15 protein-coding genes are annotated in these 15,868 nt (G+C 68.3%); 7 read left to right on the forward strand and 8 right to left on the reverse strand.

Annotation, left to right across the window (positions count from 1 at the left end; all coding sequences use genetic code 11):
- The first annotated feature begins 184 nt into the window (after nucleotides 1-184).
- The 4 genes from LG306_RS15175 (at nucleotide 185) to LG306_RS15190 (ending at nucleotide 4,540) form a co-directional block, all read left to right on the forward strand.
- Nucleotides 185-1,351 (forward strand): hypothetical protein, encoded by a 1,167-nt coding sequence (locus tag LG306_RS15175; protein WP_404416243.1) that lies wholly within the window; start codon nucleotides 185-187, stop codon nucleotides 1,349-1,351.
- Nucleotides 1,352-1,395: 44 nt separating this feature from the next.
- The gene (locus tag LG306_RS15180; protein WP_404416246.1) at nucleotides 1,396-2,436 is read left to right on the forward strand and encodes an ABC transporter substrate-binding protein; all 1,041 of its coding nucleotides are present in this window, start codon (nucleotides 1,396-1,398) and stop codon (nucleotides 2,434-2,436) included.
- Nucleotides 2,437-2,531: 95 nt separating this feature from the next.
- A complete protein-coding gene (locus LG306_RS15185) occupies nucleotides 2,532-3,428 on the forward strand; it encodes a hypothetical protein (RefSeq protein ID WP_404416249.1) in 897 nt (298 codons plus the stop codon).
- Nucleotides 3,425-4,540, forward strand: a complete 1,116-nt coding sequence (locus LG306_RS15190; RefSeq protein ID WP_404416252.1) for a DUF2336 domain-containing protein — start codon at nucleotides 3,425-3,427, stop codon at nucleotides 4,538-4,540. Before LG306_RS15185 ends, LG306_RS15190 begins: the two co-directional genes overlap by 4 nt.
- Nucleotides 4,541-4,789: 249 nt before the next feature.
- On the opposite strand, the gene LG306_RS15195 is transcribed toward LG306_RS15190, so the two are convergent.
- The 4 genes from LG306_RS15195 to LG306_RS15210 all read right to left on the reverse strand — a co-directional run bounded on the left by LG306_RS15195 (nucleotide 4,790) and on the right by LG306_RS15210 (nucleotide 8,486).
- Entirely contained in the window at nucleotides 4,790-5,224 is a 435-nt protein-coding gene (locus LG306_RS15195) for a MucR family transcriptional regulator (protein ID WP_017505833.1), read from the reverse strand.
- A gap of 150 nt (nucleotides 5,225-5,374) precedes the next feature.
- On the reverse strand, nucleotides 5,375-6,592 hold the full coding sequence (locus LG306_RS15200) for a DUF2336 domain-containing protein (RefSeq protein ID WP_404416255.1): 1,218 nt from the start codon (nucleotides 6,590-6,592) through the stop codon (nucleotides 5,375-5,377).
- Nucleotides 6,593-6,635: 43 nt separating this feature from the next.
- Complete coding sequence (gene cysK, locus LG306_RS15205; protein ID WP_017505835.1) at nucleotides 6,636-7,616, reverse strand: cysteine synthase A; 981 nt, start codon at nucleotides 7,614-7,616, stop codon at nucleotides 6,636-6,638.
- A gap of 105 nt (nucleotides 7,617-7,721) precedes the next feature.
- Nucleotides 7,722-8,486 carry a LytTR family DNA-binding domain-containing protein gene (locus LG306_RS15210; protein ID WP_404416258.1) on the reverse strand — a complete coding sequence of 255 codons (765 nt, stop codon included), beginning with the start codon at nucleotides 8,484-8,486 and terminating at the stop codon, nucleotides 7,722-7,724.
- Between the two features lie 133 nt (nucleotides 8,487-8,619).
- Here LG306_RS15210 and LG306_RS15215 point away from each other — a divergent pair, with 133 nt between their 5' ends.
- The gene (locus LG306_RS15215; protein WP_404416261.1) at nucleotides 8,620-9,609 is read left to right on the forward strand and encodes an alpha/beta hydrolase family protein; all 990 of its coding nucleotides are present in this window, start codon (nucleotides 8,620-8,622) and stop codon (nucleotides 9,607-9,609) included.
- A gap of 21 nt (nucleotides 9,610-9,630) precedes the next feature.
- Here the strand turns inward: LG306_RS15215 and LG306_RS15220 are convergent, their stop codons facing one another.
- On the reverse strand, nucleotides 9,631-10,638 hold the full coding sequence (locus tag LG306_RS15220) for a methyl-accepting chemotaxis protein (protein WP_404416264.1): 1,008 nt from the start codon (nucleotides 10,636-10,638) through the stop codon (nucleotides 9,631-9,633).
- An 87-nt stretch (nucleotides 10,639-10,725) separates the two neighbouring features.
- Nucleotides 10,726-11,556: a HAMP domain-containing protein gene (locus LG306_RS15225; RefSeq protein ID WP_404416267.1), complete on the reverse strand. Its 831-nt coding sequence runs from the start codon at nucleotides 11,554-11,556 to the stop codon at nucleotides 10,726-10,728.
- Nucleotides 11,557-11,705: 149 nt separating this feature from the next.
- On the opposite strand from LG306_RS15225, the gene LG306_RS15230 reads away from it, so the two are divergent.
- Nucleotides 11,706-12,893 (forward strand): carbohydrate porin, encoded by a 1,188-nt coding sequence (locus LG306_RS15230; protein ID WP_404416270.1) that lies wholly within the window; start codon nucleotides 11,706-11,708, stop codon nucleotides 12,891-12,893.
- Nucleotides 12,894-12,897: 4 nt separating this feature from the next.
- Here LG306_RS15230 and LG306_RS15235 read toward each other — a convergent pair whose 3' ends face one another.
- Entirely contained in the window at nucleotides 12,898-13,380 is a 483-nt protein-coding gene (locus LG306_RS15235) for an Lrp/AsnC family transcriptional regulator (RefSeq protein ID WP_404416273.1), read from the reverse strand.
- 84 nt (nucleotides 13,381-13,464) lie between these two features.
- Here LG306_RS15235 and LG306_RS15240 point away from each other — a divergent pair, with 84 nt between their 5' ends.
- Complete coding sequence (locus tag LG306_RS15240; protein ID WP_404416276.1) at nucleotides 13,465-14,373, forward strand: EamA family transporter; 909 nt, start codon at nucleotides 13,465-13,467, stop codon at nucleotides 14,371-14,373.
- On the opposite strand, the gene LG306_RS15245 is transcribed toward LG306_RS15240, so the two are convergent.
- Complete coding sequence (locus LG306_RS15245; RefSeq protein WP_404416279.1) at nucleotides 14,370-15,866, reverse strand: PAS domain-containing methyl-accepting chemotaxis protein; 1,497 nt, start codon at nucleotides 15,864-15,866, stop codon at nucleotides 14,370-14,372. The two genes, LG306_RS15240 and LG306_RS15245, sit on opposite strands and share 4 nt — an antisense overlap.
- Nucleotides 15,867-15,868: the final 2 nt, after the last annotated feature.

Here is a 15,868-nt window from a genome sequence, read left to right on the forward strand (position 1 = left end):
AAACGACGCTGACGCCAAGGTCCAGACCCGAACGGCCAAGTCCAACCCGGACTTGGCGAGGGGACGAAGCTGACGGGTCCGCCCGAACGCTTCGTCCCCTCGCTCAATTGGGCTCTAACTTCACGAAATCACGCTAGACAGCCGCCGCGCCAGATGCACCCATGGAGTGCAGACGGAGACACCCATGCGCGCGATCCTGTTCGGCCTCGGCCTGACCCTGACAACGACCGCGCCCGCGTGGGCGCAAGCGCCGGTCGTTCGCCCTCATAGTGCGACATCGCCGGAGCAGGCCCTGTTTTTGATCCCCACGACCGACATTCAATGTGACGGCCAGGCGGTTCAGCCTACCTTTTCCGACGATCTCCGCGTGGAAACCACCGGCCCGTCTCGCCCCGACCGAACGTCCGTCTCCCTGTCTTTCAGCGTCGATGACACGGGCCGCACCTTCGACATTCGTGCGGACCGGACTGCGACGCCCTCCAACAGCCCGATCATCATCCCCACCGGCATTGGCTCAGAACATGAACAGGCCGCCCTCGCCGCCTGGCGCTTCGATGGCCCTCGTCGCGACTGCATCATGACCATTCGTTACACGGCCAAGCCTTTCATCGAGGCGACGACAGGCGATCTGCTGCGCTATTTCGCGGTCACGCGAACGCGCGGTCCTATCCGCGACGCCGTGGCTGCTCGTCTCGCCGGGCCAGACGCCAACTGCGGAGGAGAGCGCAGAGGCGGTCGCGCGCCCCGCACCGTCAGCTATCCGGACTACAAGATCGGACAGCGTCCGCCGCCAGGCGGTCGATCCTGGACGGTCGTTCGCTGGGGCGTCGATGCCGATGGACGCGCCGTCAATGTCGAGACCCTGGGTTCGGCCGGCGACACGGCCTTTGATGCTGAAACGCGACGCGCCGTGTCGGAAACCGTGGTCGAGAACGGAGCGCCGCTGAAAGGCTGCGTCTTCAACTTCTACCGATACGGCGAAAATCTGCCCGCACCTGTGATGCAGCAAACCAGCGACGATCCGCTGCAGAACTGCCCCCCCGAAGTCGGTGCGCGCTTCCAGGCGCGCGCGACGCCGGAAACCTACCCTCAGGCCTTCAGGGATCGCGGGATCGAGGGCTGGGCCCGCGTGCGATTCGACTTCGCCACATGGGGTCAAATCGGCAATGTGGGTGTCATCGACGCCCAACCCGCAGCCGCGTTTGGAGAAGGCGGCATTCGCGTGGTTCAGACCAGCCGGGCCGACTCCGGGTTCGAGGCGGGCGTTCGCTGTGTCGCGCCCGTCCGCTATGTCCTTTCCCACAGTCCCGGCGACGGGGCCTTCCCGACATCGGACAGCGCGGCCGACTGACGCCCCGCCTTCCCAAGGCCCCTATCGCCCCGTAAGTCAGGGGCATGAGCTTGTTGGGGAATCGCCTGCTGACCCGTCGCCGTGCGCTGATCGCGGGCGGGGCGGCTGTGGCGGCGGGGGCGATCGGGCTTCGGGCCTGCGGGCGGGCCGAGGCGCCGGTCGACGAACAGGGCCGCGTGCGCCTGCGTTTCGCCACCGACTGGCGCGCCCAGGCCGAACAGGGCGGCTTCTATCAGGCGCTCGCCAGCGGGGCCTATGAGAAGCGCGGGCTGAACGTCCAGATCATCCAGGGCGGCCCCGGCGTGAACGTGCCGCAATTGCTGGCCTCGGGCGCGGTCGAGCTGGGCATGGGCTCCAACAGCTTCATCCCCCTGAACCTGGTCGCGTCCGGCGCGCCGGTGAAGGCGGTCGCCGCCTTCTTCCAGAAGGATCCGCAGGTCCTGATGGCCCATCCCGACGCGGCGCTGGAGACCATCGCCGATTTGGCCGGCCGGCCCTTCCTGTTGTCCGAGGCCGGGATCAGCACCTTCTGGGTGTGGCTGAAGGCCAAATACGGCTTCACCGACGAACAACTGCGCCCCTTCGCCTACGATCCCGCCGCCTTCATCGCCAATGCGCGGGCGGTGCAGCAGGGCTATCTGACCAGCGATCCCTACGCCATCGCACAGGCAGCCGATTTCGACCCGCGCGTCTTCCTGCTGGCCGACGAGGGCTATCCCTCCTACGCCGCCATGGTCCTGGCGCCCAACGCCTTCGCCCGCGACAATGCGGCGGCGCTGCGCAGCTTCATCGCCGCCTCGGCGGAAGGATGGCGCGACTATATCCGGGGCGACGCCTCGGCCGCCGACGCCCTGATCCGCAAGGATAACCCGGACATGACCCAGGCTGTGCTGGATCAGGCCCGCGACAAGCTGCGCGACTACGCCATCGTGGATGGCGGCGACGCGGCGCTTTACGGCCTGGGCGCCCTGACCGAGGACCGCTGGCAGGCCTTCTTCGACGTGACCTCCAAGGCCGGTGTTTACGAGGCCGGTCTGAACTGGCGCGACGCCTTCACCGACAACTATCTGCCCGGTCGCGGCTGACACCCAGTCATTATCGACTCCCGGCTTCACATTAGCGCGGGATTAAGGGGTCGATCCCTAGTGTGCGCGCTGGAATTCCTCTCCGGAGAGCCGCCATGCGCCGCGCCCTCGCAGTTTCGATCGTCCTGACCGCCGTCAATCTGGCGGCCGGCGCCGCCGTGGCGCAACAGGCGCCGACCAACGCCTCGGGCCTGCGCTATTTGTCCTGGCCGGGCAAGCCGCCCGCCGGAGCGCGCGCGACTCCCGCCCCTACGCTCGCCGTGACCCAGGCCGAAGCGCCGTCGCCGACCGTATCGGCCGCCAACCGCACCCTGCCCGGCGCCATGCCCCTGGCCCGCCTGTCGCCCGCGCGATCCGGCACGACGCCGCGCAGCAACGGTCTGACGCCCGCCAGCGCCTGGATGCCCCAGCGCGCGCCGACACAGGCCGAGCCCGCGCATAGTGCGCCCGTAGGGGCCGCACCCGTAGACACCGCCCCGGCGCAGGCGACGCGCGTCGCGCCCTCGCCCTACGTTCCGGAGCCGCAACCTTCCAACCCTCAGCGTCAGCCTGAACCTCAGATGCAGGCCGAACCTGCGCCCGTCCCGCAACAGGCCGCGCAGGCCGAGCCGCAACCCGCGCCCCAACCGGCTCAGGCGGCGGTCGCCGACCCGATGGCCCCGCGCCGCGACGCCCCCATCTACCGCCTACAACGCCCCCAGGCCGGCGTGCCCGTGGACGCCGCCGCCGTCGCCGCCAGCGATCAGGCCGCCCAAGCGCCCACTGCCGGCGACAACAGCGCCCGCTACTACTCGGTCCACCGCCAGGCGGGCCGTCATCCCGACACCATCCCCGCGCCGCAGCAGACCTACCTCGACGCCCTGCCCGTCCAGATGGCCCAGACGCCGCAGTCCAGTGATCTGGCCCAACCGGATGGACCGCCCGCCCTGATCCGCAACGCCAACGGCTCCCTGCGCGCCGTGCCCCAAACTGAAGCCGACAATCTGCCATGAGCGATCCTGTCGTGATCGAACCCGCCGTGATCGAGGGCTCGCGCCTGCCCGAACTCATTGGATTGGCCAGCGAGGAGTCCAGCGAGAAGCGCCGCCTGCTTCTGCGCGAACTGACTGAGCATTTCTTCGGCGTGCCCGCCCCCAACGCCAATGAGAACGTGCTCTACGGCGCCGTGCTGGCCAAGCTGTCCGACGAGATGGAAGTCGCGGTTCGCGCCGAACTGGCCGCGCGCTTCGCCCACGCCCCCAATGCACCCCACAGCCTGATCAGACGTTTCGCCGACGACGAGATCGAAGTCGCCGAAGAGGTGCTGCGCGCCTCCACCGTGCTGACCGACGACGACCTGATCCAGATCGTTCGCAAGCGCAGCCAGGGCCATCTGCGCGCCGTCTCGGGCCGGGCGACCGTGTCGGAGGCCGTCTCGGACGAAATCGTCGAACACGGCGACGACCACACGCTGGACACCCTGCTGCGAAACGACGGCGCCCGGTTGTCGCGCGCCGCGTCCGAAACCGCCGTCGAACGCGCCAAGGCCAATCCGGCCCTGCACGCCGCCACGGTCGAGCGCCAACGCCTGCCCGCCGACCTGCTGAACGAAATGTATTTCGTCGTCGAGGCCCGGCTGCGTCACCAGATCCTGGAACAGAACGCCCGCATGGACCCGGCCCTGCTGGAGGCGGCGCTGACCGCCGGCCGAACCCGCGTCGCCACCCACGACGGCTCCTTGCCTGCGGACTACGTCGAGAACCTGGCCTATATCGACGAGCTTCAGGCGGCCGGGCAACTGACACCCCAGACCCTGATCCGCTTCCTGCGCTCCAACGCCAAGACCCAGTTCCTGATCGCCCTGTCGAAGCTGGCCGAGATCGACTTCCACACCGCGCGCGGCATCGTCGAGCGCAAGGATCTCGACGCCCTGTCGGTGGTCTGCAAGGCGGCCGACATGGACCGGGCCGTCTATCTGACCTACGCCGTGGCCATCCTGGGGTCGGAAGACAATCCGATGGGCAAGGCCGCCGCCTACGGCCGCCTCTACGGCGAACTGACCCGCGACGCGGCGCTGCGCACCCTGCGCTTCTGGCGCATGCGCCGAACCGCCCAGGCGGCGTAACGCCTCACTGACCTCTCCCTCCCCTGCGGGGGAGGGTGGCTGAGGCGCAGCCGAAGCCGGGTGGGGACGGCAAAGCGACGTCCCACCATCCTTCTTATTTCAAGAAAGTGCGTCCCTGCTGGGCCGGCCCCACCCGGTCGCTACGCGCCCACCCTCCCCCGCCGGGGGAGGGAGAATGCTCGTGCCCCCAAAACAAAAACGCCCGCCTCCTGTCGGAAGCGGGCGTCTCTACACCGAAACTGATCCGGCTTATTTCTTCGCGCGGGTGCCGGCGGCGCGGGCGGGCTTGCGACCGCCTTGGCCCAGGCCCATGGACTTGGCCAGTTCTGACCGCGCCTTGGCGTAGTTCGGGGCGACCATCGGATAGTCTTTGGGCAGACCCCATTTGGTGCGGTATTCTTCGGGGCTCATGTCGTATTTGGTGCGCAGGTGACGCTTCAACGACTTGAACTTGCGGCCGTCTTCCAGGCAGATCAGGAAATCGGGGGCGATCGACTTGCGGATCGGCACCGCCGGTTCCTTGGGTTCAGGTTCGGCCTCGACCGGACCGTTCGACACACCCGACAGGGCGGCGTGAATATTGGCGATAAGCGCAGGCAAGGCCTCTGCCGAGACCGAGTTGTTGCCGACATAGGCCGACACGATGTCTGCGGTCATCTCCAGCAGTTCGGGCTTATCTTCCATTATCGGCTTCACTTTCCTGATCTATTGAGGTCGGCTGATTCTCCAGCCGAACGATGCTTATAGCGTCATAGTGTTATTTCAACTCGAAAGCAAACACGCGCCAAGGCGGTGCGTTATGCACGTCTATGCAGTCGAAGTTAATGGTCAGAGCTAGCGGCCGAAGTCTTCCGCCAGCACCATCATCGCTGCGCGTTCGGGCGCCGAATATTCATCAACGGCGTCATCCTCGCCGTCGCGAATGGCGCGCAACAGCGTGGGCGTCAGGGCCGACGACAAAGACCAGTTCCAGTAACGCAGCACCGTCTGGGCGCGATCGACGGCCAGCATTTCATAGGTGATCTGCACCCGCTCCCAATCGGGATGAATATGACCGTCCGCCGTCGTCTCGGGTCGCCGCATAGAGCGCCACAGATTGGTCAGATCGACGCGCGACATCCCCGTCGCCTTGCACAGGATCGCCAGAGGCTCGCCGCCGGGATCGCCCAGAAGCTTGGCCCCCGTCAGCGGTTTGATCCCGGCCAGGAAGGCGATCTCGGACGCCGTCTCGCGCGTCAGGCCGTCGCGGGCGGAGACCATGACCGCGTGTTCCAGATTGTCGAACGGGCTCTTTTCGACGGCCGCGCGATTGCGCTGACGACGCTCGATGAACTGCAACGCCTTGCGCGCGACGGGGTCGGACCAGCCTTCCTGGTTGGCCATGGGAAAGACGTCCTCCGACGCCTCCTGCATGACTTCGCGGGACACGGCGAACCGTTGCAGGATGGTGCGGCGATCCTCGGGCGCGCACCACCAGAACATGACATAGGCGCCCGACGGCCTCAGCTCGGGTCGCTTCAGCAAGGGTGCGCACAGGCCCGGCGACTGGCGGGTCAGGCCCACGACCGTCTCGACGCCCAACTGGGACAGGCGCGCGGTCGGATTGCGCAGCACCGCCTCGATCACCCCCATCTCGCCGAACGAGAACAGGGTCTCGGTCACGATCTCCGACAGGCCGCGCCGCGCCGCGATCAGCAGCCGGTGTTCGACGCTGGCGTCGCGCGCGCAGCCGACGAGGTCCGCATCGCTCAGAGAGGCGCATTGTTCGATCAGCAGGGCGGCGACATCCGGATCGTCACGCAACAGGATGCGCGCCACGCTGTTGGGCAGTTCAGCCAGCGGCGCCAGACGCGAGGCCACGCGCTTGCGCTCGTCGTGCGAGGCCAGCCGCAGCATCTCGACCAGCAGGTCGCCCGTCACCGCCCGCTCGAAGGCGTTGATCCGGCTGGCGGGCAGCGAAACCACATCGGCCAGACGCTTCAGCAGCGCCCGGCGCGCACGCAGCGGCGGCGGCGTCGCCTCGTCCTCGATCATGGCTGCGGGATCGCCCATCCCCCCACCCTAGACGCGAGCGGTTAACCGGGCGTGAGCCGGATCAAAGCCCCTCGAACAAGGCCGTAGACAGATAGCGTTCGGCGAAGGACGGGATGATCACCACGATCGTCTTGCCCGCATTCTCCTCGCGCGCGGCGATGCGGAAGGCGGCGGTCAGGGCCGCGCCCGAGCTGATGCCGACCGGGATGCCCTCGACCCGCGCGGCCTTTCTGGCCATGTCGAAACTGTCGTCGTTGGAGACCTGCTCAACCCCGTCGACCACCGACGGATCATAGATGGCGGGCACGAAGCCGGCGCCGATGCCCTGGATCTTGTGCGGGCCGGGCGCGCCGCCGGACAGCACCGGAGAGGCCTCTGGCTCGACGGCGATGAACTGCACCGACGCCTTCTTCGCCTTCAGCGCCTGGCCCACGCCCGAGATGGTGCCGCCGGTGCCGACGCCGGCGACGACGATGTCCACCGCCCCGGCCGTGTCGTTCCAGATTTCCTCGGCCGTCGTGACGCGGTGAATGGCGGGGTTGGCCAGGTTCTCGAACTGCGACGGGCTGATGGAGTTCGGCGTGGTCTCCAGCAGTTCCTGCGCCCGCGCGATCGCGCCCTTCATCCCCTTTTCGGCCGGCGTCAGCTCCAGCCGCGCGCCCAGCAGGGCCAGCATCTTGCGCCGCTCGATCGACATGCTTTCGGGCATGCACAGCGTCAGCTTCAGCCCCTTGGCCGCCGCCACGAAGGCCAGGGCGATGCCGGTGTTGCCGCTGGTCGGCTCGATCAGCACCGTGTCCTGATCGATCTTGCCCGCCTCCTGCAGCGCCTCGACCATGGCCACGCCGATCCGGTCCTTGACCGAGGCGATCGGGTTGAAGAACTCCAGCTTGGCCAGAACCGTCGCCTTCGTATCGTATTCCGCCGACAGTCGCGGCAGACGCACGATGGGGGTGTCGCCGATGGTGTCGACGATCGAGTCATAGACCTTGCCCCGGCCCTTCTTCAGGTGGCGGGACGCGTCATAGCTGAAGTCGGTCATGGAAAAGGTCTCCTCGAATGCTGGCGCACAAAAGATAAGGCCTCGCCTCCCCACGCAAGGGGTGACGCGCGATGATTTCTGCGAACGGCCGTCAGAACCCTTGACCTAAAGCCAGCCGGCGGCCCGCAGGTTGGCCACCCGCGCGCGCGACACCGGCGCCGTTAGGCCACCGGTCAGGGCCAGGCGCAGGTTGCGGCCGTCCTCGACGACCCCGACGATGGCCGCGCGCGCCACCCACCACGAGCGATGGGTCTGAAGCCCCTCGACGCCCTTCAATCCTGAAACGGCCTGCGACAGCGACATCAGAACAAGCTGCGAGCCGCGCGTCGTGTGCACGCGCACATAATGGTCCTCCATTTGCAGGCAGATCAGGTCGCGACCCAACCCGGCGGGCAGGGTGCGCGCGAAGCCCGGATCGCCTTGCTCCGCCCGCGTCGCCACGGCGGTCGTCCGCATCCGCAACAGGGCGTAGAGCGCCACATAGACGGCCCCGATCAGCAAGGCCTGACCATACCATTCGACCCAGCCGACACGTTGGCGAATGCCGGGCCACAGGACCACGGCGATGATCCGGCTGATCAAGGCGGTCGGCCCGCTGGCGACGACGATCAGCATGGGCAGCCAGAACCGCAAGGGCACGCGTCTGCGGCGCATCCTTGGCCAGGTCCAGCGGATTGCAGCGCCGAACACCGCGCCGCTGATCACCAGAACCGCCGTCCAATAGCCGATCCGCACCGCCAGCCCGTCGTTGAAGAAGCTGCCGAAGGGACCGACCGCGCCCAGCACTCCCCCCGTCACGGCGCAGGCCGCGAGATCGACGGCCCAGGCGCGCGGCGTATTCAGTTTGTCAGCGGCGTTCTGCGTCATCATCCCTCCCCTCGTCAGCCCACTATCGTCGAACCCTTCGCCCGTCCACGCACCCGTTCGCCCATTGGCGAAATGCGGCTGGCGTTCCCTCGGTCTTGTCCCGAACAGCGGGTCGTATCGACCAGAGGAAACCGACATGACCCATCGCTCGCCGCCCCAAAACCTGATCGCCGGCCTCAGCCTGGCCCTGATGCTTCTGGCCGGCGCCGTGTCGCCCGTGCAGGCGACCGCGCCACAAGCCGAAGGCCCGGCGCGCGCCCAGACCGATCCGCAGGCGCCCGACCAGGTCTTCACCTTTCCCGGCGGACCGGACGGCGCGGTGGAGGCCGGGGTCTGGCTGCCGAGCCGCCGCGCCGATGGCCGGCCCGCGCCCCTGATCGTCCTCTCGCACGGCAATGGCGGCGGCTTGCGCAGCCATGCCGACACCGCCAGAGCCCTGGCCGACGCCGGCTTCGTGGTCGCCGCCCTGACCCATCCCGGCGACAACTCTCGCGACATGAGCCGCTCCACCCAGCTGACCAATCGCGCGCCCCAGCTCAGCCGCCTAATCGACTACATGACCGGCGACTGGCGCTCGCAGCCGGGCGGCGTCGCCGTCGATCCGAACCGCATCGGCGCCTTCGGCTTCTCGGCGGGCGGCTTCACGGTCACCTCGGCCATCGGCGGGGTCTCGGACGCGGCGGCCATCGGCGACCATTGCCAGGCCCATCCCGGTTTCTTCGCCTGCCGCCTGCTGGACGCGATGGGGATCGACCTGTCGACCTGGCGTCCGCGTGCGAAGGACGACCGGATCAAGGCCGCCGTCATCGCCGCCCCGGCCCTGGGCTTCTCCTTCACGTCCGACAGCCTCGCCGCCGTGCGCATTCCGGTTCAGCTGTGGCAGGCGGGCGCCGACGACATTCTGCCCGCGCCCTACGACGTCGAGCCCATCCGCGACCGGCTGGGCGCCGCGCCCGAGTATCACCGGGTCGAAGGCGCAGGCCATTACGACTTCCTGCCGCCCTGCTCGCCGGCCCTGGCGAGCGAGGCGCCGCAGATCTGCACCCCGACGCCAGGTTTCGACCGCGCCGCCTTCCATCACGACCTCAACCGCGACGTCGTCCGCTTCTTCCAGCGAATGCTCTAGCTGTCGGCCGGCCCGCCTCGGCTAGAACTCTTCCCAGCCCTCGGCGTCGGAGATCGGCGCGGGGGCGGCGCCGCCGCGCCCGAGCGTCTTCATGGCGGTGACCGTGCGCGGCGCCGGCGATGGGGCGGGCCGTGCGGGCGCCGGGCGCTGCTGGCGCTGAGACGTTTGCCCCACCTTGAAGCGCGCGACGGCGGCGTTCAGGCCGCCGGCCTCCTGCGACAGGGAATGGCTGGCTGCGGTGGATTGCTCGACCATGGCCGCATTCTGCTGGGTCATCTGGTCCATCTGGTTGACGGCCGTATTGACCTGCTGGAGCCCGGTCGCCTGTTCGGCGGCCGATCCGGAAATGTCGGTCACCAGGGTCTCGATCTGCGCCACATGGGCGGTGATCCGCTCCAGGCTGGCGCCCGTTTCCCCGACCAGACGCACGCCGGATTCCACCTGGCTTGCGGACTGGGTGATCAGGGACTTGATCTCCTTGGCGGCCTGGGCCGAGCGCTCTGCCAGCGCCCGGACTTCGGAGGCGACGACGGCGAAGCCCCGGCCGCTTTCGCCCGCCCGCGCCGCCTCGACCCCGGCGTTCAGGGCCAAGAGGTTGGTCTGGAAGGCGATCTCGTCGATCACGCCGATGATCTGGCCGATTTCTTTCGACGAGCGTTCGATCTCGCCCATGGCCGTAATGGCGTCGCGGACCACCGCGCCGCTCTTGTCAGCGTCGCCGCGGGCCGCCTGGACCGCGCCGGCGGCCTGAACGGCGCCGGAGGCCGTGGCCCTGACCGTCGCGGTGATCTGGTCCAGGGCGGCGGCGGTTTCTTCCAGGCTCGCGGCCTGTTGCTCGGTCCGACGCGACAGGTCGTCGGCGGCCTGGGCGATCTCTCCGGCGCCGGCGTTGATGGCTCCGGCGTTTGCGGCGATCGAGCCGATGGCCTGCTGCAGCCCGTCCAGCGCCGCGTTGAAGTTGGCGCGCAGCTGCTCATAGGCGCTGGGGAACGGATCCTGGATCCGATAGGTCAGATCGGCGCCGGCCAAAGCCTCCAGCCCCTGGCTCAGGCCGGTTACGACCGTGGCCTGCTCGCGCGCGGCGGCCTGACGCGCCTGGTCGCCGGCGGCGCGGTCTTAATCTTCCCTCAAACGTCGCTGTTCCGCCTGGGCCGCCTCGGCCTGGGCGCGGCTGACGATCAGGGCCTGAATATCGACCACGGCGCAGGCGATGTCGCCGATCTCGTCCTTGCGGCGCGCCTCGCCCAGATGGACCTCGGTCTTGCCCTCGGCCATGGCGCGAAGGCCCCCGGTCAGCCGTCGGATGGGCGCCACCAGACCGCGCACGCCGCCCAGGATCAGGCCGATGCTGATGAGCAGGCTCAGGATCACCGCGCCGATCATGATCAGCCGCCCTTCGACCGCCGTCGCCTCGGCCGCGTTGTGGTTCTTCAGCGCCGCCGCCTCGATCTTGTCGGCCGCGTCCCCCATGGCGGTCTCCAGGGTCGAGAACTGCGTCAGGAATTCCGGCATCATTCGCTGCGCCTGCGCCGGGTCCCGCCCGGCGGCATCCACGACCTCCCCGGCCGCGTCGACATAGGTCTTCAGCGGCGCATCCACCGATTCCAGCGCCGCCTTGATGGCCGGGTCCGTCGCCAGGGCCGTGTTGTCGGCGATCGCCTTTTCGAACGTGGCGCGATGTTCGCTCAGGGCGGCTCGGACGTCATCCAGGGCGACGCCGTTTTTAGGATCGGCGGACAGCAGGGCGGCGAAGACATCGGCGCGCAGGGCGTCGTGCATCATGTCGGCCTGCATGTGGTTGCGAAGAATGTCGCCGGACACCGCCGCGCGGTCCAGGGCCTCGCCCAGCCGGGTGTTCACCATCAGTCCGACACTGGCCGTGCCGACGGAGAGCAACAGCACCCCGATCCCGGTCGCCGTGACCTTCTTGCCGATGGTCCAGATCATGGCCGCGCTCCTAGATGATGCGGATAGCAGCGATAGACGAACCAGGGTTAATGTTTCGCTTCCGCCGCGTCAGGGCAGGCGACGGCGACGGTAAGGTCGTTCTTCATCTTTTCGGATTACGAAGGTCTCCGACAAGAAGGAGACCTGGCATGCAGAATGCGACGCCACGGAAGACCGCCTGCCTGCTCGCCGTTCTGGCCGCAGGCCTCGCTCTACCGGCCTTTCCGGCCGCGGCCCGCGTCGCCGATCCCTCCTGGACGGTGGCGGCGGAATACACGGCCGACGTCTCGGGCGTCGTCTCGGGTGGAGCGACCAGAGGGGGTCGCTATCTGGACAATCTGTCGGTCACGCTGGACGGCGACCTCGAACAGGCGATGGGCTGGCGCGGGGCTCGGTTGCATATGTCGGGCCTGTACAATGGCGGCGGAGAACCCAACGCCCTGGCCGGCACGCTGCAGGGCGTCGACAATATCGAGGTGGCCCAGCAGGGCGCGCGCCTGTTCGAGGCCTGGATCGAACAGGATCTGGGCGGCTCGGCCTCCCTGCTCGCGGGCCTGTATGATCTCAACAGCGAATTCTACGCCACAGAGGCGTCCGGCCTGCTGATCGCGCCGCCTTTCGGCATCGGGTCGGAACTGGCCTCGACCGGCCCGAACGGCCCGGCCATCTTCCCGTCGTCGTCGCTGGCGGCAAGGCTGCGCGTGGGCCAGGCCGAGGGACCTTATGGTCAGGTCGCCGTGGTCAACGCCGACGCCCGCACCCTGGGCGATCGCGGCGGGGTGGACACCAGCCTGGACGAAGGGGTGCTGGGCATCGCCGAGGCCGGCGTCGGCGGTCCGGTCCGCTACGCCGTGGGCGTCTGGCGCTACGACCAGCGTCAGGACGACATCCGCGACCTGACCCCCGACGGCGACCCCGCCCAAAGCCGCGCCCACGGCGCCTACGCCCTGCTGGAAGGCAAGCTTTTCGGAGACGCCGAGGAGGGGCCGCGCATCGACGGCTTCACGCGTCTGGGACTGTCGGACGGCGACACCACGGATTTCAAGGGCGGCTGGCAGGCCGGGCTGCTGATGCAGCGCATCTTCGCCGCCCGTCCTGACGGTCAGCTGTCCTTCGGCATCCACCAGGGCTGGCTGTCGGACAAGGCGCGCGCCAACATCGCCGACACGGGTCTCGATCCCAGCCGCCACGAAGAGGGGATCGAACTGACCTATGCCGACACGATCGGCCGGTTCGGCGTCCAGCCCGACATCCAGTTGATCCGCAATCCGGGCGGGGTGCGCGACGCGGACGATGTCGTGGTCGTCTCGCTGCGCGTCACCGTGCCGTTGTTCTGACGGTTCAGCGCGCCAGCACCGCGCGGGCCGGGTCGAAGCCGACGACCTCGCGGATCACGATCATGCTCTTGAAGCCGCGCACGCCCTTTTCGGGGACCAGTTCGCGGATGCCGAAGGCCTCGTAGTCCTGCATGGACCGCACGGCGACGGTCAGCAGATAGTCGGTTTCGCCCGTCACGTCCCAGCAGCCCTGGACCTCCGGGCTGGCCTTCATGGCGCGCTGGAAGGCGTCCATGACTTTACGATCCTGGGTGTTCATCTCGACCTGGACATGCAGCACGATGCGCGGCTCGACCCTGGCCGGGTCGATCACGGCGACGTCGGCGGCGATGACGCCCTCGGCCCGCAAGCGACGCAGGCGGCGCAGGACGGCGGATTCCGACAGGCCCACCGCCTCAGCCGTCACCCGCGCCGGCTCCAGATTGTTGCGCCGGACCTGCATCAGCAGCTTATGGTCAAAGTCGTCGAGCGTGACGAAATTCGTCATTACGGAGCCTCCATTGACGATTTCCGTCGCATTCAAGCGGAAAATCGCCGGGAAGCGCAAGCGGCGTTACGCTAGCTTTACGCCATGACGTCGCTGGCCCTGAAAACCCATCTGAACTCGCCGCTGGCGGCGCGCCTGATCCCCTATCTGGCGCTGTTTGCGGGCATGGTGACGCTGGCGTGCGGCACCTCCTTCGCCAAGACGCTGTTTCCGGTGATCGGGGCGGAGGGGACCTCGGCCTATCGCGTCGGGATTTCAGCCGTTCTGCTGGTCGCCGTCTTCCGGCCCTGGCGTTTCCGCCTGACCCGCGCGGACCTGGGCGCCATCGCCCTGTATGGCGTCGTGCTGGGGGCGATGAACCTCAGCTTCTACATGGCCCTGCGCACCATTCCGCTGGGGCTGGCCATCGCCATCGAGTTCATGGGCCCCCTGACCCTGGCCCTGATCCATTCGCGCAAGCCCATCCATTTCGCCTGCATCGGTCTGGCGGTCGTGGGGCTAGGCCTGCTGTTGCCGCTGAAGGCCGGGGCCGGCGCGCTGGATCCCGTCGGCATGGCGCTGGCGGCCTTCGCCGGCCTGTGCTGGGCGCTGTACATCGTCTTCGGCAAGCGGCTGTCGCACCTGCACGCCGGTCAGTCGGTGGCGCTGGGCATGAGCGTCGCCGCCCTGGTCGTCGTGCCGTTCGGCGTGGCCCATGCGGGCGCCGCCCTGCTGAACCCCGCCATCATCCTTGCGGGCGTGGCGGTGGCGATCTTCTCCAGCGCCATGCCCTATTCACTGGAAATGGTGGCCTTGCGCAGCATCCCCAAACGCACCTTCGGCGTGGTGCTCAGCGCCGAACCGGCCGTCGGCGCCCTGGCGGGGCTCCTGATCCTTCACGAGCACCTGACCCGCCAGCAATGGCTCGCCATCGCCGCCATCGTCGCCGCCTCGATCGGCGCGATCGCGACGACACGTGAAACCCGTGTCCCGGTCGAGCCCAGCGCGCCCTAGAACGCCTCCCAGTCCTGCGTCGGGGCCGCCGACAGCCCGCCGCCGCCGGCATAGGCGCGGACGCGAGCGCGCTCGCGGTCCAGCGAGATGGGTTCGGCGCTCTTGGACAGATCGTGGACGCGGACCGGCGCGGACGCCTCTCCGGTCTCGAACCGTTCGACCAGATGCGCCAGTTGTTCGGTCTCGTTCTTCAAGCTCATCGCCGCCGCCGTGGTTTCCTCGACCATGGCCGCATTCTGCTGGGTGAGCTGATCCATCTGATTGATGGCGGTGTTCACCTGGCTCAATCCGGCGGCCTGTTCCTGGGCCGAGCTGGCGATTTCCGAGATCAGGGCGTCCATCTCGGCCACCTTGACCGTGATCGCCGACAGGGCCTCTCCGGTTTCGTCCACCAGACGCACGCCCTGCGCCACTTCCTGGCCGGATGTGGTGATCAGGATCTTGATCTCCTTGGCGGCCTCGGCCGAGCGTTGGGCCAGAGCCCGCACCTCGGACGCCACGACGGCGAAGCCGCGTCCCGCCTCGCCCGCGCGCGCGGCCTCGACCCCGGCGTTCAGGGCCAGAAGATTGGTCTGGAAGGCGATCTCGTCGATGACGCCGATGATGTCGCTGATCTGGGTCGAGCTGCGCTTGATGCCGTCCATGGCGGCGATCGCCTGACGCACCACCTCGCCCGAGCGGTCGGCTTCGGTCCGGGCGCCCACGGCCGCCGTCGACGCCTGTTTGGCGCCCTCCGCGCTGCGTTTCACCGTGGCGGTGATCTGGTCCAGCGCCGCCGCCGTCTCTTCCAGACTGGCGGCCTGACGTTCGGTGCGCCGCGCCAGGTCGTCGGAGGCGCCCGAAATCTCGCTGACCCCGCCCCTCAGACCCTCGACCGCGCGCAACGCCTGATCCAGGGCTTGCCGAAGGCTTTCGACCGCCGAGTTATAGTCGTCGCGCACCTTGATGTGCGCACCCTGGACGGGCGCATCGATGCGGGCGGTCAGATCTCCGGCCGACAGCTTGTTCAGCACCCCCGCCAGCGCGTCGACCAGCAAGGCCTGCGCCTTTTCCGCCTCGACCCGTTCGGCCTCGCGACGCGCGGCCTCCTGTTCGTCGGCGGTGATGTCGATGGCAAGTTTGATGACCTTCACCGGCCGTCCGTCGGGTCCGAAGACGGGGTTGTAGGAGGCCTGCAGCCAGACCTCGCGCCCGCCCTTGGCGATCCGCCGGAACTTGCGCGCCAGGAACCGCCCCGCATTCAGCTCGCGCCAGAAGGCCGCATAATCGGAAGAGGCGGCGTCCGCCGGATCCATGAACTTGCGGTGATGCTCGCCGCGGATTTCCTCCAGACTGTAGCCCATCGTGTTAAGCAGGTTCGCATTGGCGTCGATGATCGTGCCGTCCAGATTGAACTCGATCAGCGCCTGAGACCGGCCGATGGCCTCCAGCTTTCCGTTCAGATCAGCCAGTCGACCGTGCGCTTCCGGCGACTTAGGTTTACGCGCGAACATAG

The organism is Brevundimonas vesicularis (assembly GCF_044807075.1).
GTDB lineage: Bacteria > Pseudomonadota > Alphaproteobacteria > Caulobacterales > Caulobacteraceae > Brevundimonas > Brevundimonas vesicularis_G.

What these genes read in the sequence shown, in the direction of transcription:
- LG306_RS15240 (WP_404416276.1), top strand. Translation starts at nt 13,465, where the DNA reads ATGACGTCGCTGGCCCTGAAAACCCATCTGAACTCGCCGCTGGCGGCG.
- cysK (WP_017505835.1), bottom strand. Translation starts at nt 7,616, where the DNA reads ATGACCGACTTCAGCTATGACGCGTCCCGCCACCTGAAGAAGGGCCGG.
- LG306_RS15180 (WP_404416246.1), top strand. Translation starts at nt 1,396, where the DNA reads ATGAGCTTGTTGGGGAATCGCCTGCTGACCCGTCGCCGTGCGCTGATC.
- LG306_RS15185 (WP_404416249.1), top strand. Translation starts at nt 2,532, where the DNA reads ATGCGCCGCGCCCTCGCAGTTTCGATCGTCCTGACCGCCGTCAATCTG.
- LG306_RS15225 (WP_404416267.1), bottom strand. Translation starts at nt 11,556, where the DNA reads ATGATCTGGACCATCGGCAAGAAGGTCACGGCGACCGGGATCGGGGTG.
- LG306_RS15235 (WP_404416273.1), bottom strand. Translation starts at nt 13,380, where the DNA reads ATGACGAATTTCGTCACGCTCGACGACTTTGACCATAAGCTGCTGATG.
- LG306_RS15215 (WP_404416261.1), top strand. Translation starts at nt 8,620, where the DNA reads ATGACCCATCGCTCGCCGCCCCAAAACCTGATCGCCGGCCTCAGCCTG.
- LG306_RS15200 (WP_404416255.1), bottom strand. Translation starts at nt 6,592, where the DNA reads ATGGGCGATCCCGCAGCCATGATCGAGGACGAGGCGACGCCGCCGCCG.
- LG306_RS15175 (WP_404416243.1), top strand. Translation starts at nt 185, where the DNA reads ATGCGCGCGATCCTGTTCGGCCTCGGCCTGACCCTGACAACGACCGCG.
- LG306_RS15245 (WP_404416279.1), bottom strand. Translation starts at nt 15,866, where the DNA reads ATGTTCGCGCGTAAACCTAAGTCGCCGGAAGCGCACGGTCGACTGGCT.
- LG306_RS15195 (WP_017505833.1), bottom strand. Translation starts at nt 5,224, where the DNA reads ATGGAAGATAAGCCCGAACTGCTGGAGATGACCGCAGACATCGTGTCG.
- LG306_RS15230 (WP_404416270.1), top strand. Translation starts at nt 11,706, where the DNA reads ATGCAGAATGCGACGCCACGGAAGACCGCCTGCCTGCTCGCCGTTCTG.
- LG306_RS15210 (WP_404416258.1), bottom strand. Translation starts at nt 8,486, where the DNA reads ATGATGACGCAGAACGCCGCTGACAAACTGAATACGCCGCGCGCCTGG.
- LG306_RS15190 (WP_404416252.1), top strand. Translation starts at nt 3,425, where the DNA reads ATGAGCGATCCTGTCGTGATCGAACCCGCCGTGATCGAGGGCTCGCGC.